Raw genomic sequence first — 25,548 nt, 5'->3', positions numbered from 1 at the left:
GGGACAGGGAGTTCACAACTTGAGGAGGAGTGATAGGGAGTATCTTACATTGAACATGTTGTCAGCAGAATACTGCAGCGAGAAATGACGAGAAGAATGACGGGGGTAGAATAGCGATTGCGCACAGGTTCAGTCAGTGGAATTCAATGACAAAGAATAGATTTAGAGGAGGCAAGCACATGACAAAAAAATGGCTATGCATGGTACTTGTGTTCACATTCATCGTTTCGATGCTGGCAGCATGCAGCGGGGGAGATAAAGGGGCGGCTCCGAAAGCGGGCGGAGAAACGGCACCGTCTCCTTCGGCTCCGGCAGATCCTGACCAATACGGGGATACCGGCGGGCTTGCGCTTCCGCTCGTGGATAAACCAACCACGATTACGTGGATGGTTGCGAGCGAGAAGACCAATTTGAATGATTCCCTCATTGCCAAAGAAATAGAGAAACGGACGGGAATCAAGGTGAACTTTCAAGCATATTCACCGGCAACCTTCGCTGATAAATTGAGAGTGACGGTGGCCTCCGGCAAGCTTCCGGACGTATTCCACGGGCTTACGCCATCGGAACTCAAGAAGATCGGTCAGCAAAATGCGGTCGTTGCTATCAATGAATACATCGATATGCTGCCAAACTTCAAGAAATTGTATGTCGAGGAGAATCCGTGGGTCATATCGTCCTTCGGCGATCAAGAGGGCAATATTTACACCTGGCCGATTGCCAATATCAACCGCGACGTCAATCACGGTTTTCTGTACCGGAAGGATGTATTTGATGAAATTGGCATAAAAGAATGGAGCACGACGGAAGAATTCTATGATGCTTTGAAAAAGCTGAAAGAAGCCCATCCGGACTCCTATCCCTACGCCTCGAAAACCAAAGAGTTCATCTTCCGTGATTGGTCTTACGGATGGGGGCTTGGAGGCAAAGATTATCCAACTTATTATGACGAGGCATCCAAGCAGTGGAAGTATGCCTCCATCCAGCCGGAACATAAAGAGATGATTGATTTCATGAAGAAGCTGTACAACGAAGGGTTGATGGACCCTGAATTTCTGACGGATACGGATGAGTCCTGGACAGCCAAGATGACATCCGGCAACAAGTCTTTCGTAACTTTTGACTGGATTGGCCGACTCGACCTGTTCTACAACCAGATTAAGGATCAGAACCCGAATTATAATCTTCGTTACGGCACGCCGGTTGGACCGACAGGCAATGGGGCTACACTGCCCAAGATCGACAACAGCTTCAGTATTGCTGTAGCCAACAACGATAACAAGGAAGCAGCGCTCAAGCTTCTTGATTATTTAACCAGTCCGTCGGGTGCGACTCTTGTCACGATGGGGGTTGAAGGAGAGACATTCAAGATCGAAGGCGATAAGGCGGTTTATCCGGAGCTTACCGATGTACCGCTCGTGGACATTAAAGTGCTGGAGGACCGTTATGGACTGTGGCTGCAGGGGATGTATGTAAACTCCGACAAACGCAGTGTGTATTACAACTTTACGGAGAAGGAGCAGGAAGCGCAGGATAAGCGCCTGAATGCAGGCAACTTTGAGCCGTACGATCCCATCCTGAACTTTACGGATGAGGAAACATCTAAGATTGCCGAGCTTCATACCGCGCTCAACAAATCGGCGAATGAGTTCAATTCCAAATACATTCTGAACAAGAATTATGGAGATGCCGAGTGGCAGCAATGGCAGGCAGCGGCCGAGAAGCAAGGGGCTTCCCAATTGGTCGAAATTTTCAACAACGCACAGAAGCGATTTGATGAGGCAAATGCATCCAAGTAATGAAGACAGAATAAAGCTGCTTGTAGGCAGTATCCGTTCTTATACCGATGCTGCCCCTTCAGCTTTAAGGAGGTTACCCCATGGCCAGTGCAGGCACCAAAACGAATAATGCCCGGCCCCGTGCCGGATTTGCCAAGCGAACGACTGCAGCCTTTTTGCATATCAAGCGCGACAGACAGCTGCTGATATTGCTGATCCCCTGCCTGCTCTTTTACCTCATTTTCCGATATGGGCCGCTATACGGCATGATCATTGCCTTCAAGGACTACAGCGTGTTCACCGGCATATTGGAGAGTGATTGGGTGGGACTGAAGCATTTCGAGAAATTTTTCGGCAGCGCTGATTTTTGGATGCTGTTCAAGAACACCCTGCTGCTTGGCGTATACAATCTGATCTTCGGATTTCCGTTCCCGATCATTTTGGCAATTCTCCTGAACGAGGTGAGGATCAAATGGTTTAAGAAGTCGGTTCAGACGCTAAGCTACCTCCCCTCTTTCCTGTCCGTGGTCATTATCAGCAGCATGATTATCGATTTTCTCTCGCCCAATCAAGGCATCCTGAATCAGCTGCTGGCCTCCCTCGGGTTTGAGAAGAAATACTTCCTTATCGATCCGAATTGGTTCCGGACCATCTATGTGTCCTCGGATATTTGGGCTAACGTCGGGTATGAAGCGATCATCTATATGGCTGCCATCGCCGGGATCAGTCCTTCCTTGTACGAAGCAGCCAAAGTCGACGGTGCGAAGAGGCGCCATATGATATTCAGGATTACGATACCGGCCATGATGCCTACCATCATTATCATGTTCATTCTGAAGACCGGATCGATGCTCCGTATCGGCTATGAGAAGGTGCTGCTGCTCTACAACCCGATGACCTATGAGGTGGCGGACGTATTCTCCACCTATGTGTATCGCAAAGGACTTCTGGAGGCGAATTACAGTTATGCGACTGCGGTTGGGCTGTTCGAGGCGCTGGTGGCTATGATTCTGCTCCTGTCGTCCAACTATTTAAGCAAGAGATTGGGAGGGAGCGGACTATGGTAAGCAAGCGGTTCAGACTCAGAAACATCTCCCTGTTTCATGTGATCAATACACTGATTCTGCTCAGTTTGGCCGTCGTGACGGTGTATCCGGTCATTTACATTACGGCGGTTTCACTCAGTTCAACCTCGGAGGTTGTGCAAGGCCACGTTACGTTGTTTCCCAGAGGGTTCAATCTGGAGGCGTACGCCCAGGTCCTGACGGATAACCGGGTTCCGCGGGCTTACCTGAACACGTTGATGTACACAGCGCTCGGAACGGCAATCAATCTGTTGCTGACAGCCATAGCAGCCTATCCGCTGGCGCGCAGGGATATGTTCGGTCGCAATTTCTTTTTGCTGGCCATCATTCTGACCATGTTTCTGAATCCGGGAATTATCCCTAATTATCTCATTGTGTCGGAACTAGGGCTGATTGACAGCGTATGGGCACTTGTACTTCCGAATGCGATTTGGACCTTTGAGCTTCTGATCTTGAAAAGCTTCTATGAAAATATGTCCGAATCACTGCGTGAAGCGGCCGTTGTGGATGGAGCGTCTGAATACCGTATCCTGTTCCAGATCGTGATTCCCCTCTCGAAGCCTGCACTGGCATCCATCGGGTTGTTTTATTTCATGGGGCATTGGAACAGCTTCTTTATCCCCATGATTTATCTGAACGATGCCAACATGTATCCGCTGCAGGTGGTGCTCCGGGACATGCTGATATTCAGTGAAGGCGGCAATAATGCAAGCTTGGTTGATTCCTCGGCATTGGCGCCGCAGGCCATGAAGAACGCTACGATTGTGTTGTCCATGATTCCGGTGCTGCTCATCTATCCGTTTGCCCAGAAGTATTTTGCGAAAGGGGTTATGCTGGGTTCGGAGAAGGGATGACAGGAAGGGACAAGGACCGCGCTTGTTGAATATGAAGGAATGACATCCAAGAGAGGTGATTCCGAATGAATCGATTGATCGCGAGCAGGGGGCTGCTTCAGATTTTTTTCGCTTTGCAGCTCGTCATCGGCATCATGTTCATATTCAATTACATTGTGTACAAAAATTCCATCAACGGAATTTATGACAAGGTGAGCGAAAACAACCGGATGGTGATCAAAAATATAATTCAGTCGTTCGACACCCACTTCTCCTCTGTAAACAATCTGATTTTTAACATTCACTCGCTTCCTTCGGACCGGGTGAAGCTGGATAACGGCTCGATGGACATGGAGAAGGTTATCTCGCTTCGGGACAGCATCGCAAGTTTTGCTTCGAACATGGATATCGTGGAGGATGTGATCGTTTCGTTTGACGATCATGATCTGGCGATTACGAGCCGCGGGACCAGCAATTTGGATGCCTTGTTCGACAGAAGGTACAAGTCCCAGAAGTTCAACTCCATGTTCTGGAAGACCTTCACCCGGTCGGAGCATGAGCTTACGGTCTTTCCCGCTGAGGTTTACGCGGATATGGCCAGCGGATTCGGAAGAAATCTGATGATCGCTGTCGACAGCAACAAGGTCAGGATGTCGAATAAGAACCTCATGGTTCTGATTAATGTGAACAAGCTGCTCAAGGGGATCGATCTGCATTCGATGATGCCAGGCGCCTCGCTTATCGTGATGGATGCGGACAAGAACGTCATTCTGAGCACGGAGGAGAATCTGGATCTGGTGGATATCCTGAACGATGTCTACTTCAATCCTTCCCAGGAGGCTTCCCTGACTCACGGCAACTATGAATACAACTTCTACAAATCGGACTATAACGGCTTCATCTATATAAACAAGCTGCCTTATAAGTTTCAGAATATCGATTCCGTCACAAACGCCAACCGGTGGATCATGTACGGCGCGATTGTGCTGGCCGCAATTCTCTCCTTGCTGCTGAGTATTTACCTGTACCGGCCGGTGAAGAACATTGTGAGCCTGCTCGGGGGCAGTTCGCTTAAAGGAAATGATTTTGTGAAAATTCAAAGCGGTATCATCAAGGTGCAACGGGAGAATGAATCCCTGAAGAAGCAGATGGACCTGGTGGATGAAGATATTCGCCGCAGCGTATTCCTGCAGACGCTGGATGGTCATCACCATTCACTTGAGCAGGAAATGCAGATGCAGAAGCACTACACGCACTTTTTTCAGTGCCGTCATTTTATGATGGCGGCCGTGTATTTGCAGGCGTCGGGTAAGGAGGCAGTCAAGTTGGGATTTGTCTTGGAGGAGCTGACGGCTCAGATTCGCAGCAGCCTGCAGGAGCGTTATGGGCATGCGGTGGTTTATCATGTGGAACAGCTGAAATTCCTCGCGTTAATTGGCTTGGGCCAGCCCTCGGAGCGCAGGCAGCTGGTACGGGGGTTCGAAGAATACATCGATATGTTCAACCGGGAGTTTGCCGATTCGTTTAAGGCATGGGGATGTGTCAGCAGGACCTATGAATCCAAGATCAGCAATTGCCGTGAAGCCTATCGGAACATTCAGGACGGCCTGCTGTACCGCAACGTGAATGCGGACACGGATATGGTAGATACCGAGCAGATCCGCTATGTGCCGGATCTTTATTATCCCCTCCAGCAGATTGAGAAATTGAGCAATTGCATGCTCAGCGGCAAAGTGGATGAAGGATTGCAGATTGTGAACGACATATTTCAGCACAATGTGAATCTTCAGATCCATCATCATCAGATGGTTCACGTCACGAAGAGCATGTTCTTTCTTGTCATGAAGCAGGCAGATTCGCCGTCTGCCGACCGCCATGAGCTGTTCCGGCTGGAGAGTGATTTCATCAGGAAGGTCGATCAGGCATTTACCTGTGAAGAACTTCAGAAGGCGCTGATCGAGGTGATGCGCGTGGTGGCAAATACGCGGAACCATGACCCGCGAAGCAAGCTGAATCCCGCATTCATCTCTCAATATATCGAACTTCATTATATGGAGAATTTGTATTTGGATCATATGGCTGAAGTGCTGGATACCAGTTCGAAATACTTTTCGAATTATTTCAAGAAAACATTTGGCGTGAACTACGTGGAGTATTTGAACAAGGTCCGATTATCGCATGCGCGGGAGTATCTTCGGAACACGGACTTAAGCATTGCCGAAATCGGAGAGAAGACGGGGTATTCGAACTCATCCACGTTTACAACGACCTTTAAGAAATATAGCGGCGTCTCGCCGAGCGAATATCGAAAAGCATCAGGAAAATAAAGCGAAGTGGGAGGGTTCGTATGAAAGCTGTGGCTACCATTCTTGGAGAAGTTATCGTGGATCAAATCGACAAGCCGGCCGGATTGCCGGCAGGTCATGTGCTTGTTCGTACCGAATATTCGGCGGTCAGCCCGGGTACGGAAATGAGCTTTATTCGAAGAGCATCGGATCAAAAAGTCATCATGGGTTACAGCGCTGTCGGGATTATCGAGGCATTGGGCGCTGGCGTGGAGGGGCTTGCCATCGGGCAAAGGGTGGCCTGTTATGGGGCGCCTTACGTGCGTCATGCCCAGTGGCTTGCAGTGCCTTCCAACCTGACGGCTGCTGTCCCGGATGGGGTGGATCCGAAGGAGGCTGCCTTTGCCGGGCTTGGGGCGATTGCCATCCATGCCCTGCGAGTAGCGGATCTGCATTTCGGCGAATCGGCAGTGATTGTCGGTCTTGGCATACTCGGGCAGATGATTGCCCAGATTGCCCACGCGTCAGCCTGCCCCGTTGCGGGGCTTGATCTGAACCCGGAACGGGTGAAGGAGATGAAGCGGTATATTCCCTATGCGTATGACAGTCAGGAGCTGCTTGAGGAGCGGATTCAGCTTATGACCGGCGGACATGGAGTTGACAGCGTGATTCTGTGTGCGAACGGACCTGGGGAGGAGCTCATGAACGCCTCGATGGGATGGATACGGGATAAGGGCAAAATCGTCATGGTCGGTGATTTATCCATGAGTTATTCCAGGGAAGCGATGTTTGGCAAGGAGGCACAGGTGCTCATATCACGCGCAGGAGGTCCCGGCCGGTATGAAACGGATTATGAACTCCGCAATACGGATTATCCGATTGGTTTCGTGCGCTGGACGGAAGGGCGCAACATCGCCGAATATATTCGTCTCCTTGCCGAAGGGAGAATAACGGTTAAACCGCTGATCTCGTATGTAATCCCCGTGGATGAAGCGGGCAAGGCTTATGAGCGGTATGGTCCGGGATCTGCAACACTGGGAACGATTTTTAAATATGATGATGATCCAGTGGGTGCAGAAGCTTAATGCGGAACCCGCCGATATCGGGGTGGAATGGATATAACTGTCATTGCAAGCCATGCCTTGCAACAATCTGCAAAGAATAGAGAGTGGTAGCGGATAGCTGTCTCTTCAAGCCGTGTTTTCACTGCGGGAGGACAGCTTTTTTTGCTTGTCCGGAATAAGGGGAATATACAAACTATCAATTTACAATAATATACAGTTATATTATAATAATAGTAGATATGGATATGCACTCTTTTTATATGAAAGAAGGTACATATCCGTTTTTATTGGTAGCGCATACATATAATCAGTCTCCTCGTTTCCATCGATAATTGGGAAGGGTGGTGGTCGAATCCGAAACCGGTTTACCAGGTTGCCATGGTAATAGATTTCCTATTCGAAAATCAAAGGAGCGAAATTTGATGAAGCTATTCCGAAAATCAATTATTCGTAAATCTGTGGTATTGCTCTGTGCCGTGGTTATGGTTCTGCCAGCCGGATTGTCTATGGCGGCCAACAAGCCGTTTCCTCAGCATACAACCTATACGAGCGGCTCCATTAAGCCTAATCATGTGACACAGACTGTGATGGACAATGCGGTTCAGAGCAAGTGGAACAGCTGGAAGGGCTCGTTCTTGAAACCGGCTGCTTCAGGACAATATTATGTGAAATACAATTCCGCAGGGGAGACGGTGTCCGAGGCTCATGGCTACGGCATGTTATTCACCGTTCTCATGGCGGGGTATGACAGTAATGCACAGACGTATTTTGATGGACTTTATCGTTATTATAAAGCGCACCCTAGTGATAACAATCCGTATTTAATGGCATGGAAACAGAACAGCAGCTTCCAGAATATCGAGGGAGCCAATTCGGCAACGGACGGCGACATGGACATTGCTTATGCCCTTCTGCTTGCGGACAAGCAGTGGGGAAGCAGCGGCTCGATCAATTACCTGCAAGCGGCCAAAAATATCATTAACGCGATTATGAGCAACGACGTGAACCAGTCGCAATGGACGCTGCGGCTTGGCGATTGGGCTACGAGCGGTAACTACAACACCGCCACCCGCCCATCGGATTTCATGCTAAATCATATGAAGGCATTCCGGTCGGCCACAGGCGATGCTCGCTGGGATAACGTCATTAACAAGACCTATACCATCATCAATTCGATCTACAACGGTTATAGCTCGAATACCGGCTTGCTGCCGGATTTCGTTGTCATGTCAGGCAGTAATTATCAGCCTGCTGCAGCGGGATTCCTGGAGGGAGCAAACGATGGGAAATATTATTACAATTCATCCCGAACCCCTTGGCGGATAACAACCGATTACCTGATGACAGGCGATTCACGTGCACTGAATCAATTGAACAAAATGAACACCTTCATTAAATCAGCTACGAGCAGCAATCCGGCTAATGTTAAGGCAGGATATAATCTGAACGGCACCGCGCTGGTGACCTATAACAGCGGAGCCTTCTATGCACCGTTCGGCGTGAGCGCCATGACTTCATCCAGTCATCAGAGCTGGTTGAACTCTGTGTGGAGTTACACAACGAACGCATCTGCAGAGGGATATTATGAGGAGAGCATCAAGCTGTTCTCCATGATTGTGATGTCGGGTAACTGGTGGAGCTACTGAGTGATTCCCTGATTTAATTTCATTAAAATATAAAATAAAACCCTGATCCGTAATAGATCAGGGGTTTTTTAGGTCTTTCCTCCCATTATTATATTTGTTAATAAAAATAATGAGATTTAGGATTGATATTCCATAACAGGCAATGTTAATATCTTATCAAATATAAAACGTTTTATATTATTTTGAATCAAATGAACAAAGCTTCAAAAATTACATCTTCTTGGTTTTTATTTGTGAAAGGGTTTACAAAAAATGAAATGAAGGGAGAATCGCATGCACCAGAACATGCTGCGTAAGACGGCTGCTGCAAGCTTGGCTGCAGCCTTATTGATTGGGGGGTTAACCTCTATGGGTCAGGGGGCGGTGGTGAGCAGTCCGGATGTGTACGCTGAGGCGGGAGCAAGCAAGAAGGCAGATAAGACGCCTGTATTTCGGGAAGCGTCCGTTCATGATCCGTCCGTCATCAAGACCGGGGATACATATTATGTGTTCGGTTCCCATCTGGCTGCGGCCAAATCGAAGGATCTGATGAATTGGGATATGGTTGCATCGGGAGTCACGAACGGCAACCCGTTGATCCCGAATGTAACGGAGGAACTGAAGGAGACACTCGCCTGGGCGCAGAGCGATACCTTGTGGGCAGCGGATGTGATTCAACTGGCTGACGGCAAATTCTATATGTATTACAACGCCTGCAAAGGAGATTCCCCGCGATCCGCTATGGGGGTCGCGGTTGCAGACCAGATCGAGGGACCTTATAAGGACACGGGCATTATTCTGAAATCCGGCATGTGGGATGAGATCAGTGAGGATGGAACCGTCTATGATGCCACCAAGCACCCGAACGTGGTAGATCCGGATGTATTCTTTGATAAGAACGGCAAGCTGTGGATGGTATACGGCTCATACTCCGGCGGCATTTTCATTATGGAGATGGATGCCAAGACAGGCAAGCCGCTGCCTGGACAGGGATATGGCAAGAAGCTGCTCGGCGGCAATCACAGCCGGATTGAAGGGCCGTACATGCTCTACAACCCGGAGACGGACTATTATTATCTGTATCTTTCGTACGGCGGCTTGGATGCGGCTGGAGGTTACAATATGCGGGTCGTTCGTTCAAAAAGTCCGAATGGTCCCTTCTACGATGCAGAAGGCAACGATATGAGAGAGGTGAAGGCGGATCCTGCGCTTCCGCTTTTTGATGACCGGTCGATTGAACCGTACGGCGTGAAGCTGATGGGAAACTATTTGTTTCAACGCTTGATTGGTGATCCGGGAACGGGAATCGGAACGGGAGCCGTATCCCCAGGACATAACTCCGTTTATTATGATGAGCGGAGCGGAAGAACATTTCTTATTTTTCACAGCCGATTCCCGCTGCGGGGAGAAGAGCATGAGATTCGGGTGCATGAACTGTACATGAATGAGGAGGGTTGGCCTGTAGCGGCACCATACCGATACGCGGGCGAGGAAGCGAAGCATAACCATAAGATTACGCCGAATGATGCGGCTGGAGAATACAAGCTGATTCATCACGGCAAAGATATCTCAGCAGCAATGAAAGAATCCGTATCCATTGAGTTTCATAAGAACGGCAAAGTCACGGGCGGAGCAGCGGGCACATGGAAGATCAGCGGAAAACGGGATGTGCAGCTTACGCTGGATGGAGTGGGTTATACAGGGGTGCTCGCCGAGCAGTGGGACCCTGATGCGAAGCGGCAGGTGATGACCTTTACGGCTCTTTCAGCGGATGGAGCGGCCGTGTGGGGCGCGCGTCAGCTTGACCGGAGTGATAAGGAGACGGTGAATGCAGTGAAGAAGGACCTGTCCATAGGGGACGTGAGCGGTATTTTTTACGATCTGACCCTGCCTTCCCAGGCTTCGGGTGGAACGGTCATTGGCTGGAGTTCCTCTCATCCGGAAGTTATAACCGCAAGCGGTAAGGTGAAGCGCCCTGCTGCGGGGACAGGGGATGCCAAGGTTACATTGACCGCTCAAATTACAAAGGGCAAATCAAAGGCTTCCAGAGCCTTTGAAGTGAACGTCTTGCAGCAGCCGGCAGGTCCGCTGCTGCTGAACTACCCATTCAGTGAGAATAAGGGCAATGCGGTGTTAGACAGCTCAGCTAATGGATTTCATGGCAAGGTGGTTGGAGGCGTCCAGTGGAACGAGCAGAGCCGGCAAGGCAGCGGGATGGAGTTCAACGGCACGGATGGCTATATTGAGCTGCCAAATCAGGTGACCGATACCGAGGACTTTACTTTTGCGGCCTGGGTATATTGGAAGGGAGGAGCTCCGTGGCAGAGAGTGCTGGATGCAGGGAACGGACTGGCCCGGCATATGTTCCTGACGCCATCCCAGCACTCCGGTGTGCTGCAATTTACGCTGCATGGAAGTGGTGGAGATCAGAGCCTCTTGTCTGCCGTACCATTGCCGACCAATGAATGGACTCATGTTGCAGTCACTTTGCAAGGAGATACAGGCAAGCTGTACGTGAATGGTCAAGTCGTTGCGTCAGGAGACTATATGAAGCTGAATCCGAACGAGCTGCTGGCAACGGAAGTTTATTTGGGCAGAAGCCGGTTTGCGGCCGATCCTTATTTTAACGGCAGTCTGGATGAGGTACGGATCTATAACAAGGCCCTGACCGTAGAGGAGATCAAAAAGCTGGCGGAATAGGGGGCGATGATCCTTATCCAAGGGGTATCTCCTTTTTTACAAGTTGATGGCGTGCAGACAATGTCTGCACGCTTTTTTTGACTTGAATTTACGGGTGATGAAGTGCTGCCAGGCATTAGGAAACAGACTTCCATGGTTGCCAAACAGCGGATGGGGTAGCCGGTATGAGTAGTTAAATAATGGTTGACAGATAGGGGATAATCATATATCTTTAAATCAAGATAAATAACTATATAAAAGTTAGTGGATTGAAAGTGGTAAGTTTTGGCGAATGCCTCATAGTTAACCTTGTAAATGGTTTAATTAACGCAACTAAAGAGCAAGGGCAAGTGTGATGTACATAACTTCAATATAAACGATAAAGGTAGAAAATAATAAGAATGGGAACTGGCGATCAGATGAAACCCATGCATATGAAGACCGAACTTGCACCGGGCTGCAGCGAATAGTTATGAATTCGAACTGTATTTGATGGATGCTGTATTTTTTATAATTAATAGGATGAATTAGGAGTTGTATAGATATGAGTGATCTGACATCGTTGATTAAGAGCCGGAGGTCGGCTAATCTGTTTATTGAAGGAATCGAAATTCCGGACAAGGATTTGAATGAAATATTTAATGAGGTTAAATACGCTCCTTCGGCGTTTAATTTACAGCACACGCATTATGTTGTGGTGAAGGATCCCGATATCAAGCACCAAATTTACGAAGCGGCCCACAAACAGTACAAGATCCACACCGCCTCTGCCGTCATCGTTGTGTTTGGAAACAAGCTCGCCTATGAGGACATCGGAAGAATGAATGAGGGTTTCTTGAACCTCGGAGTGATCGATAAACTGGAGTTTGATATGACGGTTGAATCGGTGACGGATTTCTATGAAGCGGGCGGAGACGCTTTTATGAGGGAAGAGGCCATTCGTAATGCAAGCCTGTCCTCGATGCTGCTGATGATGGTAGCCAAGGACAAGGGCTGGGATACCTGCCCGATGATCGGATTTGATCCTGAAGTTTTGCGGAAGACATTAAATGTTCCGAATTCCTACGTACCTGCGATGTTGATTGCCATCGGCAAGGAGGATACCAGAAAGCCCCGCCCCCGCGGCTACCGCAAGCCGGTATTGGAATTTGTAAGCTATAATCAGTTTTAAGTTATCCAGGGTACGCGTAAGAGCTCTCACTCAAGGTCTCAAGATCTGAGGCGGGAGCTTTTTTGCTTATAACAATAAACATTCCCTTGCGGAATGACGATGATGAATATAAAGAGATAGATGGCAGTACAAATCCTAAATACAGTGGGGTCATTATCTATATATAGGGGGTGAATGAATTGAATATCGGCAAGCTGTATAAGCAGTATGGACTGACTCTTGCTTTGGCTGTACTGACGATCCTGTTAACAGCTGCTTGCAGCAAGGAGGAGCCATCATCTGTGCAGCCAACGTCCGCTGCCTCCATACCGAATGCCGGGAAGTCCGTCAGAGAAGAATCGGAGACGTCAGCATCGGCTAAGGAATCGGTGCGTACGGCATTCCGGCAAGAAGAACAAGTCGATCGCCAGGCGGAGCAAGGGTCCGAGCCAAAAGGGGATACCAACAGGAATCCGATTGAGGCGGTTCTCCGAATGTACGAGGCGCTTCAGGCTGACGATTCCGAATCGTATTTCCAGCATGCCGACATTCCGAGTGTCCGGATTTCCCCGGCCAAGCTGAAGGTATTAATCGAAGAGGCCGGCAAACGGGAAGTGCGGCCGGAACGCTTCATGGTTTTCGATAAAGAGATTCTGGATCAGGCAAGCCGCCAGCTGCTTGCGATTACGTACGGCAGTCAGGCCGAGATTGTGCTGGAGGAGCTCAGTCAGGGGGACCACAACCTGTGGTTCGTGACGGCGTTCACGGATGGGCTTAAAGTGGTAGAGCAATCCACGATTTACCCGGGAGCTTACGAGCTTGGCAGAGAGGCGGCGATGGAGGAGCTCATTGCTGTGGAAATTCGTCATACCGCGGAAGACAGGGCATTTCTGGCAGCGAAAGCGAAGATGCCTGTCTTGACCCCGGTGCAGACGGTTTCTTTGCTGTATCAGGCGGCTCAAGCCGAGGATCAGGAGACCTTTTACGCCATATCGGGGGGTGCCGAAGGTTATTTCTCCGGTCATTATGTCCAGGACATGGTGGAGTTTACGGAATGGATGAAGTCTTTTGAGAGCGTACAGCATGTCCGGATCGAACCTGTTTCAAAGGAGAACATTGCCGAAAATTATAGAGTGGAATTCGATAAGCGTTTTGGTTCAGCCTGGCAATTCATTGTGGCTTGGGGTTCGGAGGGTGAAGCAAGTTATCAGGGAACATACTGGGTCATGGCTCCCGGCGGGGACGAAAGCCGGTATGTGGTGAGGCAGGTGCTTACAGCCAATTTGGAATCATTTTTCAGATGATGGACTAACTACCTACATAATCGAGTACAGCACAGGAACCCCTGCTCATGAAGAGCAGGGGTTCCATGTTTTAATGGAAGGAACCATCACGGCTGAAGATTTTGGAGTTTATCCATGGTTTCGTTTATTTTATTGATGGTCTGAGCGATGTTGGAGTTCTGGAAATCGGTGACCCCGTTCTGGATTTGATCCATGTAGCCGTTAATGTCCGTTAGCAAAGTGTCGTTTAATGCGACAAGCTGTTCATGGATCGTCTGCGCAAAGGCAGGAGCTTCAATCCCGTTAAACTCCGAGATTCGGGTTTTCATCGCTTCAAGTTCCTTGGTTAGCGTTTCCTGAGCGTCTGCATTTGTTGCAGCCTGTTGTGCGAGTTCCGGAATGGACTCGGCGAACTGGGCAGCCTCATTCATAAAAGTGGTTGCTTCTTGAGTGTAATCCAGCGAATTGTTCACATTGTCCACCAATGAACAGCCGGAGAGGACACCCAGAACAAGTGAAATTAACAATAATCTTTTGATCATCTCTCATCCTCCTGTATAAACAGCAAGTTCTTATAGGTTGTATACGGATGACTCAGACAATGGTTGTATTTTTTTATAAGGATGAGGCTGGGGGTTCCCTGGTGAAAAAGGCGGACAGCTGGATTTCCGAGGAATGGGTTAGCGAGAGAAGGGGGTTAGATTTTGCCCAGCAGATCACGGATCCATTCCATGAAAACTTGAAGAAGACCGTCAGGCCTTGGATTACCGGATGATTGGACGAGTTTCTCCGGCAGAATGCCTTCACCCAAAGCCGTAACGTCAACGGATGAGGAAAGACCGGTATTTCCGCATAGACGGGGTTTGAGTCTCTTCTCGCTCTTGTCCACGAATACGATATATTCTTTGCCCGGCTCGAAGGATTCCCAGCCATTGGAATACAGCTTGACGGTGGAGGAGGTATGCTCTCCTTTCCACCATTCGGATACCTGAAACTCATAATGGGTTTTGGACATGTCGGCTTCGGGGTTAGATGAGGTCAAGGTGCCCCTAAATACCGCGTCTGATATTTTCAACTCCTCGGTAACCTCTCTAGGCTCCGCACAAGATAGCGCAGAAACCTTGGTGTTATCGATGCCAAGCCATAATCCGACAACGAGGGACAGACTGACCGCAATGAGGATGCCCTTTTTCATTTTGGAGTGCTCCTTTTATTGGGAGATGGATATATATGTAGACGTGTCCGATAGGGGCATTGTTGCAGCTTTATGAAAATGGTAAGGGATGTAACTGTTTCACGCTAAGCCAAATACTCCGCAAGCCGGCCGGCCTGCGGAGCTGGAGTTCATTCCCGAAAATCGGTTGGTGGTCAATAACGATAGTATGACCCAAGAACTGAAATCAGGGTTAAATTTGCCTGGCTTCCAGCTGTTTGGCGATGATGGACAGAAGATAATTCAGCGTGAAGTACAATAGCGATGCAAAGACAAGGGCCGGTATAACGTAGGAATAGCTGGAGCCGCTTAGAATCTGCACGTTACGCATCAGCTCAGGCAGCGAGATGATGACAGCGAGCGAAGTATCCTTAATGAGCGAAATGAACTGGCTGACCATGGGCGGGGACATTCGGCGCAGTGCCAGCGGGAGAATCACATGCCTCAATGTCTGCATATAAGAGAGACCCGAGGCCCGTGCCGCCTCGATCTGGCCTTTATCTACCGATACAAGACCGCTGCGGACAATCTCCGCTATCATGGCCCCTTCGAAAATGCTCAGCCCGACCACAGCCGCCCAAAAGGTTGGAATGCGAATCCCTGTCTGCGGCAGCACCATGCCGATGAAGAAAATGATCAGCAGCAGCGGCAGGTTGCGGATTATATCCACGAAAAAGGCCGTTGTCCGTGATAGGAAGGGGGTTCGCGTATACCTTACAGTCCCGAGTACGGTTCCAATAATGAAGCTGAATATAATCGATAAGCCGGCAACCTGCACCGTGATCCAAAAGCCTTGAAGGAGATATCGCAGATTCGGCCAGGAGTACGCACCGATAAAATCCATCTCATGCCACCTCCTGTTTAATAGGCGAACTTCGTGTTAACGTCAATTGCTTCTCGCAAATCGGCGCTCCATGTAGTGGACGGCCAGACTGAGCGGAACGGTCAGGAGAAGATAGAACAGGGCTACAAACGTGTAGACAGGTATGCCCTTAAAGGTGCTTAGATTAATAAGATCGGCATAATACATCAGATCGAGTCCTGCGATAACGCCCAAAACAGAGGAGTTCTTAACTAAATTAATCAATTGATTGCCGATAGCCGGGAGTACGATTTTGACCGCCTGTGGAAGAATGATGTAGCGCATGTTCTGGACATAACTCAGCCCGGAGGACCGTGCGGCCTCGGTCTGTCCTGACGGTACCGCCTGAATGCCTGCCCGAATGGCTTCAGCGATGAAGGCCGCTGTATACACCATCAATCCGAGCGTCCCTGAGGTGAACGGATCAACCGGCACACCCAGAGCAGGGAGACCCAGGAAAAAGAAAAATACAACCACCAGGAGCGGAATGTTGCGGATAAACTCCACATAGATGGCACCGATGGCCTTTAGTATGCGGAATGGGGCAATGCGCAGAATGGCAATGAGTGTGCCCAGCACCAAGCTGCCAATCAGCCCGAACAGGCTGGCCAGAATAGTCTGACCCAGGCCTGCCATGAATTGATCCCAATGCTCAACCAGAATGTTAAAATCCCACAAGGTCAAAATGCCTCACCTCCAATTGGGGATTAAAATTGATGGGCCGGTCGGAAGAGAAGGTCCCCTCCCTAAGGGAGATCCCTTATCATTAGAAGCAAGTCTTCTGGAACCGACCCGGCCATTACATGTGACAGTTATTCCGGTTTAACGCCCATCCACTGTTCGTACAGCTTGTCGTAATCGCCGCTGTCCTTCATTTCCTTCAACAGCTCGTTAACGGTTTTCACAAACTCGGGATTCCCTTTCTTGATTGCCATGCCGTATGGCTCATCTGTAAAGTTGCCGCCGACCAGTTCAAAGCTGGGGTCCTGCTGCTGCATGCCGAGCAGAATCGAATTGTCGGTGGTCAGGGCATCACCCTGCCCTGCTTTGAGAGCGGTAAAGGCGTCCTGGTAATTCTCGAATTCCAGGATTACGGCGTCAGGGGCTTTCTCACGGATGTTCTGCGCGGAGGTGGAGCCCTTCACGGTGAGTACCTTCGTATCCTTGTTCAGGCTTTCGAGTCCTGTAATGGGGCTGCCCTTTTTCACCAGCAAGGATTGGCCAGCTTCAAAATACACATCGCTGAAATCCACCTGTTCCTTGCGTTCCTCCGTAATGGTCATGGTGGCGATAATGATATCGATGTCCCCGTTCTTGAGCATATCGATCCGCGTTTTGGAGGTAACCTCCTTCAGCTCGACTTTGGTTTCATCACCAAGAATCTTCTTGGCAAGCGCTTTGGCGATGTCGATATCAAAACCCTCCACATTGCCGGTGGCCGGGTCCTGAAGTCCAAACAGCTTCGTATCATATTTCACGCCCGCCACCAGTTTGCCCCGTTTCTTGATGGCATCCAGGGTGTCTGTATTGCCGGAGCCTCCGCATCCTGATGCGATCAGCATCATAATTAGCGACAGAATCGCCGCGCTCCATCGGAACTTCCTTGTAAACCTGTTCTTCATACTTCAGATCCCCCTCAAAGATATAATTTCTCACAGCCGGTTCTACTGAAAGCGGTTATGCTAGCCGTAAACGTAGCAGAGTTTCATCCATGGTCGGCGGTTAGTGGTGCAGCAGACGACTCAGGAATGCCCGGGCTCTTTCTTCCCGCGGTTGATTGAAGAATTCGGAGGAAGCGGCATCCTCAATGATGCGCCCTTCATCCATAAAGACGACCCGGTCTGCGGCTTCACGGGCGAAGCCCATCTCATGCGTAACCACGGCCATGGTCATGCCTTGGTGAGCGAGCGAACGCATGACATCCAGCACTTCGCCTATCATTTCCGGGTCGAGTGCGGATGTTGGTTCATCAAACAGCATGATTTTCGGGTTCATCGTCAATCCGCGGGCAATGGCAACCCGCTGCTGCTGGCCGCCTGAGAGCTGGGAGGGATAGCTGTCCGCTTTGTCCGCAATCCCGACCCGCTGCAGGTACGTCATCGCTTTTTCCGTGGCTTCCGCTTTGGTCATTCCCAGCACCTTCATGGGTGCAAGGATGATGTTGTCGATTACCTTCCTGTGCGGATACAGATTGAAATGCTGGAACACCATGCCGATATCCCGTCGGAATTTATTAATGTCGATCTTTCGGTCATGAAGCTTGACTCCATTCACAACAAGCTCGCCATCGCTTATGCCTTCGAGCCGGTTGATGCAGCGCAGCAGCGTGCTTTTTCCGGAGCCGGATGGCCCCACGATGACAACGACTTCCCCCTGGGAAATGGTCAGGTCGATTTCTTTCAGAACATGGAAGGTTCCGAAAAATTTGTTGACTCGGCTGAATTCGATCAGTAGAAATCCCCTCCTATTCACTTTAAAATGACGCTGCAGGCATGTAAGCTTTTGTCCTGTCTTGGTGCCAGGCCCTTTTTACACTGGTATGGCAAAGGGAGCTTGTTCCATGCCACTTTTAGGAAAATTTAGTATCCAAGCGGTGGGGAGTGAGATATAATAGGGTGCGTCATTAGGATGAAGGAGGCAACATGGATAAACGTGCAAAATTGACCGAAATCGACCTGGTTCGGGGCTTTGCGATGATGGGTGTGCTGATGGTGCATGCAACTTCATTCGCCACAGTTCAGATGCGCGGGGACGATTTTTTTGGCTTATATAACTTCCTGAACATTTTTTCGAAGGTCGGAACGACAACATTTATTTTCCTGAGCAGCTTTGTGCTGTTCTATAACTATTACCATCGTCCGTTCAAGGGCAGCGATCTTGCGCGGTTTTTCAAGAACCGGCTGATGTATATTCTGGTCCCGTATCTGCTGTTCTCGATTCTGTTCTTTACCGTGGCCTGGTATCATCGCGGGGGCGAGTCGAATCTAGCAGCGATGCTGGAGAGCTTCTGGCCCAAGCTGTTGACGGGAAAATCTTACACGCACTTATATTTCATCTTCATTAACATTCAGTTCTATGTGCTGTTCCCGCTGGTGCTGATGCTGCTGAAGCGGTTCCGCGGCTTCGCGGCGTCGAGCGTGCTGGTGGGCATCGTACTGCAATGGCTGTTCTATCTCGGCAATGATGCCTGGTGGGACGTGACCAACCGCAACAGCTGGTCGCTGTCATTTTTGTCGTATTATTTTCTCGGGGCATGGATTGGCATCTATTATGACCGGGTAAAAGATTGGCTGACTTCAGCACAGGGGACCGCAACGCCAACGCTGCGCAAGCTGGGCTGGGTCGCGCTTTGGGCAGTGTGGCTGGGCGCCGCGCTGGTGCATATAGGTCTTCGATACAATCAGCGGCTGCTGGGCATGGAATATCACCCGCTGCTCTACGATGCGTTCTGGAATGTACACACATTAACGACCGCGCTGGTTATGCTCCAAGTAGCGCTGAGCTTCGGGAATAAGCGTGCGTGGTGGCTGAACGGATTCAGGCGGATCGGGGTATATTCCTTCGGCATTTATCTGGTTCATCCTTTGGTTTTGCTGATCTACCGGGATTTCCCTCCCCATACAGAGAACTCCTGGCTGCTGCTGGCGTGGTATGCAGGGGGGCTGGTCAGTGCGCTGGCCGTTTCGTACATGGTGGTATACAGCATCAGCCGCCTTGGCCGCTGGACATGGATCTTCTTTGGCAAGCTGCCGGGAAACCTGCGGCCGGGACGAGCTACGGGGTCACCGGTTCAGGCGCCGTCTCTTACAGAGACATCATCGTAGAAATCTGTGGATTTAATAAGGTGCTTTCCTCGGCAGGGGAGAGCGCCTTTTTCTTTGGCTACAGGTGGCGATATTTCAGAATGACTCCCTGATTTTCGGAATGAGGTTAAGCTGTCCGAATGTCATGTTATATTTTGTTTTAAACACAGGTCAACCACATTCGTTACATACATGAAAGCGAGGGAATGGCAATATGAGTGGTAGCAGAAATCAAATGGTAAGCGGTTTCATTAAGGCGGATGGCAAACGAATTATTAATGGGGATGGTCAGGAGATTTTGCTGCAGGGCGTCGGACTGGGAAGCTGGCTGTTGCCGGAAGGATATATGTGGAAGCTGCCGGAGCAGGGAGACCGTCCGCGGCGCATCGAAGGCATGGTCAAAGATCTGATCGGAGAGGAGAAGGCATCGGCGTTCTGGGAAACCTATTATGAACGGTATATCGCCGAAGCTGATATTCGTCAAATGGCCCATGAGGGCTACAACTCGATTCGGGTGCCAATCAATGCCAGGTTCATTATGGAGGAGGGGCAGCAGCCGCCTTTTGCATATCACGAAGGTCATTTGAAGATGATCGACCGGGTCATCGATTGGTGCAGGACGTATTCGCTGTATGTTATTCTGGATTTGCACGGCGCACCTGGCGGACAGACGGGTGCGAATATAGACGATTCCGAGCGGGATTTACCGGAGCTGTTCACCGACCCGCTGAACGCAGCGCGTACCGTGGCGCTGTGGCGGATGCTGGCCGAGCGCTATAAAGACGAATGGATCGTTGCCGGTTACGACCTGCTCAATGAGCCGCTGCCGGATTGGTTCAGCGAGTACAATGACCGGGTGATGCCGCTGTACAAGGAGATCACCGCAGCGATACGCGAAGTGGACAAGCGGCATATGATTATTTTGGAAGGAGTGCACTGGTCTACGGACTGGAGTATTTTCGACGATAAATTTGATGACAACCTCATGCTGCAATTCCATAAGTACTGGAATAATCCCGATACGGAGAGCATTCAGAAGTATCTTGATCTGCGCGAGGAATGGAATGTGCCGATCTTCATGGGGGAGGGCGGCGAGAACAACCCGCAGTGGTACACGGGGGCATTTCGGATGTTCGAGGACCATAATATATCCTGGAACTTCTGGACTTGGAAGAAGATGAACACTCAAAACTCGCCGTTCTCGATCAGAATGCCGGAGGGCTGGGATCAACTGACGGGTTATCTGGAAGGTGGAGCGAAGCCATCTCCTGCCGAAGCGGAGGCTATTCTGGGCCAATACCTGGATCATCTTCCGCTGGAAGCATGTGATGCCTATCCGAACGTGTCCCGGTCCCTGCTGCGCCAGCTGCCCATACAGATCCCGGCAGAGTTTTACGGATATCGTGGTGAGGGCCTCTCTTACCATGTTGGAGCAAAGGCCAGGCAGGATATCGGCTTTCGGGTTCGTGACGGTGTTCCGATGCGGATGATTACAGGCAAGATGGAAAAACCAAGTTATGCACCGGAAGGCGGCAAGCCATGGGTAGAGGATAACTTGGTATGCGTGCAGCTCCAGGAGGGGGATTGGCTCGCTTATGATGCGCTAAGCGCATCAGCAGGCGTCTTCGATCTGGACATTCGGGCGCAGCTTCCGACGGGTTCCGTAGACATCATGCTTCAGGTAGGGGAGCGGGAGCCTGAGGTTATCTCGTTATCGGAGTCCGGTGAATGGCAGTGGCAAATATATAAGCTGACTGAGGCTATGCCGGTCGAGGAAGGACCGGTCGATGTGGTGATGATGGTGAACAAAGGCGTAATCGAGCTGGATTGGCTGGAGTTCTCGGAATCCCGTTGAATTTAGATGGTAAAGGGGAGATGCGGCTGTGACAGAGCAGGCTGGTATATCAGAAGGGCTGTACCAATGGCTGGACGGCTCCGATCTGGAATCGAAGCAGGGCACGGCAATGATGCTGCTTAGTGTAACGGAAGATCTGTGGCCGCATACGGCGATGATAAGCGTAGGAGAGATTGTCGCTCTGGACCGGAGCAGGCTTAGACTTGCGCTCTGGCCGGGGACGGTGACAACCGGGAACCTTCTGCGCTCAGGTCAGGCAACCCTGGTGGCTATTCATGATGGAGCAGCCCACTATGTTCGGCTGCGGCTTCAGGCACTTCCCGATCTGCCGGATGCCCGGCACCCTCGGCAGCGTTTTGCCGCCGAAGTGGTGGCTGTACGCGAGGATATCGCGAAATATGCCGACATTCTCTCGGCGGTGAAGATCCAGCTGCACGACCCGGATGAAGTGCTGGGGCGGTGGAAGGAAACGATTGAGGAACTGCTCAAGTAAACGTTTCCTTGTGAAATACAGGCTCTATATATGGCTCCCGGCATATGCCGGGAGTTGTATATGCCTCGCTGTGGTTAATCGGAATGATGCCGAATAAGGCAGCTTATAATTTTACGCAGAATCTTTTGGTTTGGTATTTGCTATCGGCGGCCAGATGTGTTAAGATATGAATATCGAAATCGACCTGAATTCACATATTGTAGAGGGTTGTCATTTCTGGTAACCTTGTGCAATATGTGAATTTTTTTATTCCGTCTGCGAAGAAAAAAGGTCATGTAAATATATATCAAGGAGGATTCCCCCATGCAAACAGGAACTGTTAAATGGTTTAATGCTGAAAAGGGCTTTGGTTTCATCGAAGTTGAAGGCGGTAACGATGTATTCGTTCACTTCAGCGCGATCCAAGGCGACGGCTTCAAAACGCTTGACGAAGGCCAACGCGTTGAATTCAACATTGTTGAAGGAAACCGTGGACCACAAGCTGAGAACGTTGTTAAATTGTAATTACAATTGAAAACTGCCCTTAATGTGAGACATTAAGGGCAGTTTTCTTTTATACGGCGTTTCTGTTTTCTAAGACGAAAATAAGGAGGAGCGTTCATGTATTCGCGTAAAAACTCGATGGAGAGTATTCCTGAAGAAATAACGGAAGTTTGGGCATGCACAAAGGAAGACTGCAAAGGGTGGATGCGGGACGATTTTGCGTTCGACACGGAACCGGTATGCCATTTGTGTCATTCCCCTATGGTCAAGGAATCGAGAAGTCTGCCGCAGCTTGTTAATACCAATAAACAACAGAAATCTCTGGCTAAGGGGATTCAGATCGAACGCAAATAGCAGCTAATACCTAGAGAAAGCGCTGGGCAAATACGAATTCTTCTTGAAGCTACCTTCGGATTTTATGGTAAATCCGTCTATTTCTGTTTCATTGGAAGGAGAATGGTTAGTAATATGTGTACCCTTAACATTCTGAGCTCAGAGTGATTTCGCAGCATAGGGGTCGCAAAATTCAAAGGAGTGAAATGTATTGAACACGCAAACCGAGGTACTGAAGCGAAACATCGACAACATGATCATTCAGGAGAACCAAGGCGGCTTGAACGATCAGGAGAAATTCATCATGCAGAAGCTGATGCGTGAGAAGTATCAACAGGAACACGAGAGTAAACAGGAACAGCGTGAGGAAAACAAATAGGATTAACTGGGAAACCGTTTGATATACGTTGGAAAAAAGCGGATAATGCTGCTGACGTGATCGGTTAGATCACGGATAGCAGGATTCATTTGCAGGATTGAGGCATGAATGACAGCTCTTGAAGCTGCTGTTCATGCCTTTTTTTGTGTTATGGGGAGGACAAGGGCTCTCATCGAGGGAGTTTACCCGAAAAATGAGCCCCTTGAAACGAAATCTGAAACCTTACATGCAGGGAAAGTACGATCTACAATAGAAACATAGAGAATGTAAGGGTTTTCAATCTGATAGGATCAACTTGGAGGTCATAACCATGCAAAATCAACTTCATGCCGACGTTTCCGAAACCGGTGTCGGTCCATCGAGGGAACCTTCTGCGCAGGATCAGAAGAAACTTGATAGAAAAAGATGGCTCCGAAAGCTCTACGGTCAACGACATCTTCAAATTATGGCACTGCTCGGCATTGTGTGGATGATCATCTTTAACTACATTCCCATGTACGGTGTCATCATCGCATTTAAAGAATTCAACATTGTGAAGTCCATTGGCGAGGCCCCATGGGTTGGGCTGGAGCATTTTAAGGAGTTTTTCTCGGACGAGGACTTTACGAACGTCATGCGGAACACACTCGGCATCAGCTTGCTGAAGCTGTTCATCGGTTTTCCGCTTCCGATTATCTTTGCGCTTTTCCTGAATGAGATTCGGTCTGTTCGCTACAAGAGAACAATCCAAACGATCTCTTATCTGCCTCACTTCTTGTCATGGGTTATACTGGGCGGCATTCTGATGACCTGGCTTGCCGACATCGGAATTATCAATAATATCTTGCTGGCTTTGAATATTATTGATGCGCCGATCACGTATCTGGCCGAACCGAAATATTTCTGGGGAATCATCATCACCTCGGATATATGGAAGGAGCTTGGTTGGTCTGCAATCATCTATCTGGCAGCCATCGCCAGCATTTCTCCTGAAATGTACGAGGCATCCACGATTGACGGTGCAGGACGGTTCCAGAAGATGTGGTACATTACGCTTCCAAGTATCAAATCGACCATCTCCATTCTTTTCATTCTGGCGGTCGGTGGTGTGCTCAATTCCAACTTCGATCAGATTTTGGTGCTGCGGAACTCGCTTAATGAAAGCGCGAGTAACGTAATCGATATTTTCGTGTACCACACCGGGATGCAGAACGGACGTTACTCCTACGCGCAAGCGGTCGCACTGTTCAAGTCCGTCATTGCTATTATCCTGCTGCTGATCGCGAACCAGGTTACCAAAAAGCTGAACGACACATCACTATTCTAACGGGAAGGGAGACGGGAATTCCATGCTTAAACGCAGAACCAAAGGCGAAGCCTTCTTCGATATATTCAACAACTTCGGCATGTTGATTGTATGCTTTTTGACGATATACCCGATCTGGTACGTGCTGGTGAATGCCTTCAACGACGGGCAGGATGCCATGCGCGGAGGTATCTACTGGTGGCCGCGGGTATTCAGCTTCGAGAACTTCAGCGCGGTGTTTCAGAGCTCCGGCATCATGACCGCCATGGGAATTACCGTGGCCAAAACCGTGATCGGCGTGTTGATCCACGTCCTCTTCACGGCAATGGTTGCGTATGCTTTCTCCCGTAAAGGCCTGATTGGCGGCAAGTTGTATATTCTGATGGGAACGGTGACCATGTTCTTTGGCGGGGGCCTCATTCCTACCTATCTGCTGATCAAGGACTTAAACATGCTGGACAGCTTCCTGGTATACATCATTCCGGCAATGTTCAGCTTCTTCGATCTGATCATCTTCATGACCTTCTTCCGGGAAATCCCGGATGGCCTGGAGGAGGCAGCAAAAATTGACGGAGCCAACGACTGGTCGATCTTCCTCCGGGTGGTGCTGCCAGTGTCTATGCCGGTTATCGCGACGATCGCGCTTTTTCATGGGGTGTTCCAGTGGAACGATTATTTCACCGGGGTTATCTACATTAACAATACGGATTTGCAGCCGATCCAGACGTATTTGTATAAGGTTGTGGCTCAATCCAGTTCCAACCAGATGATGGCCCAGGTTCCGGGCGGTGTCGCCAAGACGGTCACATCGCAATCAATCAAAATGGCGACCATGGTGGTGACCACTGCGCCTATTGTATTCGTATATCCGTTCCTGCAGCGGTACTTCGTCAAAGGGATGATGATTGGTTCCATTAAGGGATAAGTCGGTGTTAAGCTTTCCTCTCCCATCTTCCGGAGAAATCCGGAAGGAGAGAGATATAATACAGGCGGTAGCTTCTCTTGCCACATCCGGCGGGAGTTCTATATAATCATATTTTTAAATAAGAAAAGGGGAAAACAC

The 25,548-nt window shown here is 49.6% G+C and carries 23 protein-coding genes; 17 read left to right on the top strand and 6 right to left on the bottom strand.

The genetic code is table 11. From position 1 onward, the window contains the following. The first annotated feature begins 179 nt into the window (after window positions 1-179). The 9 genes from PGL02S_RS13280 to PGL02S_RS13240 all read left to right on the top strand — a co-directional run bounded on the left by PGL02S_RS13280 (window position 180) and on the right by PGL02S_RS13240 (window position 13,800). Window positions 180-1,796, top strand: coding sequence for an extracellular solute-binding protein (locus PGL02S_RS13280; RefSeq protein ID WP_036643947.1), 1,617 nt, complete (start codon window positions 180-182; stop codon window positions 1,794-1,796). 80 nt (window positions 1,797-1,876) lie between these two features. After that, complete coding sequence (locus tag PGL02S_RS13275; RefSeq protein ID WP_036643943.1) at window positions 1,877-2,842, top strand: ABC transporter permease; 966 nt, start codon at window positions 1,877-1,879, stop codon at window positions 2,840-2,842. After that, window positions 2,836-3,714, top strand: a complete 879-nt coding sequence (locus tag PGL02S_RS13270) for a carbohydrate ABC transporter permease (protein ID WP_036643940.1) — start codon at window positions 2,836-2,838, stop codon at window positions 3,712-3,714. The genes PGL02S_RS13275 and PGL02S_RS13270 overlap by 7 nt, the downstream gene beginning before the upstream one ends. 65 nt (window positions 3,715-3,779) lie before the next feature. Beyond that, window positions 3,780-6,020 carry a helix-turn-helix domain-containing protein gene (locus PGL02S_RS13265; protein WP_036643938.1) on the top strand — a complete coding sequence of 747 codons (2,241 nt, stop codon included), beginning with the start codon at window positions 3,780-3,782 and terminating at the stop codon, window positions 6,018-6,020. A 20-nt stretch (window positions 6,021-6,040) separates the two neighbouring features. After that, window positions 6,041-7,063: a zinc-dependent alcohol dehydrogenase gene (locus PGL02S_RS13260; protein ID WP_036643935.1), complete on the top strand. Its 1,023-nt coding sequence runs from the start codon at window positions 6,041-6,043 to the stop codon at window positions 7,061-7,063. 401 nt (window positions 7,064-7,464) lie between these two features. Next, window positions 7,465-8,688: a glycosyl hydrolase family 8 gene (locus PGL02S_RS13255; protein WP_006207882.1), complete on the top strand. Its 1,224-nt coding sequence runs from the start codon at window positions 7,465-7,467 to the stop codon at window positions 8,686-8,688. Window positions 8,689-8,961: 273 nt separating this feature from the next. Continuing rightward, the gene (locus PGL02S_RS13250) at window positions 8,962-11,367 is read left to right on the top strand and encodes a LamG-like jellyroll fold domain-containing protein (RefSeq protein ID WP_063455978.1); all 2,406 of its coding nucleotides are present in this window, start codon (window positions 8,962-8,964) and stop codon (window positions 11,365-11,367) included. A gap of 523 nt (window positions 11,368-11,890) precedes the next feature. Beyond that, window positions 11,891-12,517, top strand: coding sequence for a nitroreductase family protein (locus PGL02S_RS13245; RefSeq protein ID WP_036643930.1), 627 nt, complete (start codon window positions 11,891-11,893; stop codon window positions 12,515-12,517). A 170-nt stretch (window positions 12,518-12,687) separates the two neighbouring features. Further along, on the top strand, window positions 12,688-13,800 hold the full coding sequence (locus PGL02S_RS13240) for a hypothetical protein (protein WP_244892328.1): 1,113 nt from the start codon (window positions 12,688-12,690) through the stop codon (window positions 13,798-13,800). A gap of 86 nt (window positions 13,801-13,886) precedes the next feature. Here the strand turns inward: PGL02S_RS13240 and PGL02S_RS13235 are convergent, their stop codons facing one another. From PGL02S_RS13235 to PGL02S_RS13210, 6 genes are all read right to left on the bottom strand, one after another. Further along, the gene (locus PGL02S_RS13235) at window positions 13,887-14,321 is read right to left on the bottom strand and encodes a DUF6376 family protein (protein WP_036643928.1); all 435 of its coding nucleotides are present in this window, start codon (window positions 14,319-14,321) and stop codon (window positions 13,887-13,889) included. 155 nt (window positions 14,322-14,476) lie between these two features. Next, window positions 14,477-14,974 (bottom strand): hypothetical protein, encoded by a 498-nt coding sequence (locus PGL02S_RS13230; RefSeq protein WP_036643927.1) that lies wholly within the window; start codon window positions 14,972-14,974, stop codon window positions 14,477-14,479. Window positions 14,975-15,185: 211 nt separating this feature from the next. After that, a complete protein-coding gene (locus tag PGL02S_RS13225; RefSeq protein ID WP_006207889.1) occupies window positions 15,186-15,836 on the bottom strand; it encodes an amino acid ABC transporter permease in 651 nt (216 codons plus the stop codon). A 42-nt stretch (window positions 15,837-15,878) separates the two neighbouring features. Beyond that, window positions 15,879-16,538 (bottom strand): amino acid ABC transporter permease, encoded by a 660-nt coding sequence (locus tag PGL02S_RS13220; protein WP_006207890.1) that lies wholly within the window; start codon window positions 16,536-16,538, stop codon window positions 15,879-15,881. A 128-nt stretch (window positions 16,539-16,666) separates the two neighbouring features. Next, window positions 16,667-17,476: a glutamate ABC transporter substrate-binding protein gene (locus PGL02S_RS13215; protein WP_006207891.1), complete on the bottom strand. Its 810-nt coding sequence runs from the start codon at window positions 17,474-17,476 to the stop codon at window positions 16,667-16,669. Window positions 17,477-17,576: 100 nt separating this feature from the next. Beyond that, a complete protein-coding gene (locus tag PGL02S_RS13210) occupies window positions 17,577-18,326 on the bottom strand; it encodes an amino acid ABC transporter ATP-binding protein (protein WP_036643923.1) in 750 nt (249 codons plus the stop codon). Window positions 18,327-18,496: 170 nt separating this feature from the next. Here PGL02S_RS13210 and PGL02S_RS13205 point away from each other — a divergent pair, with 170 nt between their 5' ends. From PGL02S_RS13205 to PGL02S_RS13175, 8 genes are all read left to right on the top strand, one after another. Next, the gene (locus PGL02S_RS13205; protein ID WP_036643921.1) at window positions 18,497-19,678 is read left to right on the top strand and encodes an acyltransferase; all 1,182 of its coding nucleotides are present in this window, start codon (window positions 18,497-18,499) and stop codon (window positions 19,676-19,678) included. A gap of 193 nt (window positions 19,679-19,871) precedes the next feature. Further along, on the top strand, window positions 19,872-21,512 hold the full coding sequence (locus tag PGL02S_RS13200) for a cellulase family glycosylhydrolase (RefSeq protein WP_036643919.1): 1,641 nt from the start codon (window positions 19,872-19,874) through the stop codon (window positions 21,510-21,512). A 28-nt stretch (window positions 21,513-21,540) separates the two neighbouring features. Then, window positions 21,541-22,005 (top strand): hypothetical protein, encoded by a 465-nt coding sequence (locus tag PGL02S_RS13195; RefSeq protein WP_006207895.1) that lies wholly within the window; start codon window positions 21,541-21,543, stop codon window positions 22,003-22,005. A gap of 303 nt (window positions 22,006-22,308) precedes the next feature. Continuing rightward, complete coding sequence (gene cspD, locus PGL02S_RS13190; protein WP_006207896.1) at window positions 22,309-22,509, top strand: cold-shock protein CspD; 201 nt, start codon at window positions 22,309-22,311, stop codon at window positions 22,507-22,509. A gap of 96 nt (window positions 22,510-22,605) precedes the next feature. Beyond that, the gene (locus tag PGL02S_RS13185) at window positions 22,606-22,842 is read left to right on the top strand and encodes a cold-shock protein (protein WP_006207897.1); all 237 of its coding nucleotides are present in this window, start codon (window positions 22,606-22,608) and stop codon (window positions 22,840-22,842) included. Between the two features lie 190 nt (window positions 22,843-23,032). Next, complete coding sequence (locus PGL02S_RS28185; protein ID WP_164481468.1) at window positions 23,033-23,200, top strand: hypothetical protein; 168 nt, start codon at window positions 23,033-23,035, stop codon at window positions 23,198-23,200. 310 nt (window positions 23,201-23,510) lie between these two features. Then, the gene (locus tag PGL02S_RS13180) at window positions 23,511-24,506 is read left to right on the top strand and encodes an ABC transporter permease (protein ID WP_036643917.1); all 996 of its coding nucleotides are present in this window, start codon (window positions 23,511-23,513) and stop codon (window positions 24,504-24,506) included. Between the two features lie 22 nt (window positions 24,507-24,528). Next, window positions 24,529-25,410, top strand: a complete 882-nt coding sequence (locus PGL02S_RS13175; protein ID WP_006207899.1) for a carbohydrate ABC transporter permease — start codon at window positions 24,529-24,531, stop codon at window positions 25,408-25,410. Window positions 25,411-25,548 lie beyond the last annotated feature (138 nt).

It is taken from the genome of Paenibacillus glucanolyticus NBRC 15330, assembly GCF_004000885.1.
Classification (GTDB): domain Bacteria; phylum Bacillota; class Bacilli; order Paenibacillales; family Paenibacillaceae; genus Paenibacillus_AQ; species Paenibacillus_AQ glucanolyticus.
This window is presented reverse-complemented; position numbering and strand designations above follow the sequence as displayed.

Coding starts and splice junctions, on each gene's coding strand:
- PGL02S_RS13230 (WP_036643927.1), bottom strand. CDS start 14,974: ATGAAAAAGGGCATCCTCATTGCGGTCAGTCTGTCCCTCGTTGTCGGA.
- PGL02S_RS13175 (WP_006207899.1), top strand. CDS start 24,529: ATGCTTAAACGCAGAACCAAAGGCGAAGCCTTCTTCGATATATTCAAC.
- PGL02S_RS13280 (WP_036643947.1), top strand. CDS start 180: ATGACAAAAAAATGGCTATGCATGGTACTTGTGTTCACATTCATCGTT.
- PGL02S_RS13250 (WP_063455978.1), top strand. CDS start 8,962: ATGCACCAGAACATGCTGCGTAAGACGGCTGCTGCAAGCTTGGCTGCA.
- PGL02S_RS13225 (WP_006207889.1), bottom strand. CDS start 15,836: ATGGATTTTATCGGTGCGTACTCCTGGCCGAATCTGCGATATCTCCTT.
- PGL02S_RS13200 (WP_036643919.1), top strand. CDS start 19,872: ATGAGTGGTAGCAGAAATCAAATGGTAAGCGGTTTCATTAAGGCGGAT.
- PGL02S_RS13235 (WP_036643928.1), bottom strand. CDS start 14,321: ATGATCAAAAGATTATTGTTAATTTCACTTGTTCTGGGTGTCCTCTCC.
- PGL02S_RS13255 (WP_006207882.1), top strand. CDS start 7,465: ATGAAGCTATTCCGAAAATCAATTATTCGTAAATCTGTGGTATTGCTC.
- PGL02S_RS13245 (WP_036643930.1), top strand. CDS start 11,891: ATGAGTGATCTGACATCGTTGATTAAGAGCCGGAGGTCGGCTAATCTG.
- PGL02S_RS13205 (WP_036643921.1), top strand. CDS start 18,497: ATGGATAAACGTGCAAAATTGACCGAAATCGACCTGGTTCGGGGCTTT.
- PGL02S_RS13185 (WP_006207897.1), top strand. CDS start 22,606: ATGTATTCGCGTAAAAACTCGATGGAGAGTATTCCTGAAGAAATAACG.
- PGL02S_RS13215 (WP_006207891.1), bottom strand. CDS start 17,476: ATGAAGAACAGGTTTACAAGGAAGTTCCGATGGAGCGCGGCGATTCTG.
- PGL02S_RS13265 (WP_036643938.1), top strand. CDS start 3,780: ATGAATCGATTGATCGCGAGCAGGGGGCTGCTTCAGATTTTTTTCGCT.
- PGL02S_RS13275 (WP_036643943.1), top strand. CDS start 1,877: ATGGCCAGTGCAGGCACCAAAACGAATAATGCCCGGCCCCGTGCCGGA.
- PGL02S_RS13180 (WP_036643917.1), top strand. CDS start 23,511: ATGCAAAATCAACTTCATGCCGACGTTTCCGAAACCGGTGTCGGTCCA.
- PGL02S_RS13270 (WP_036643940.1), top strand. CDS start 2,836: ATGGTAAGCAAGCGGTTCAGACTCAGAAACATCTCCCTGTTTCATGTG.
- cspD (WP_006207896.1), top strand. CDS start 22,309: ATGCAAACAGGAACTGTTAAATGGTTTAATGCTGAAAAGGGCTTTGGT.
- PGL02S_RS13260 (WP_036643935.1), top strand. CDS start 6,041: ATGAAAGCTGTGGCTACCATTCTTGGAGAAGTTATCGTGGATCAAATC.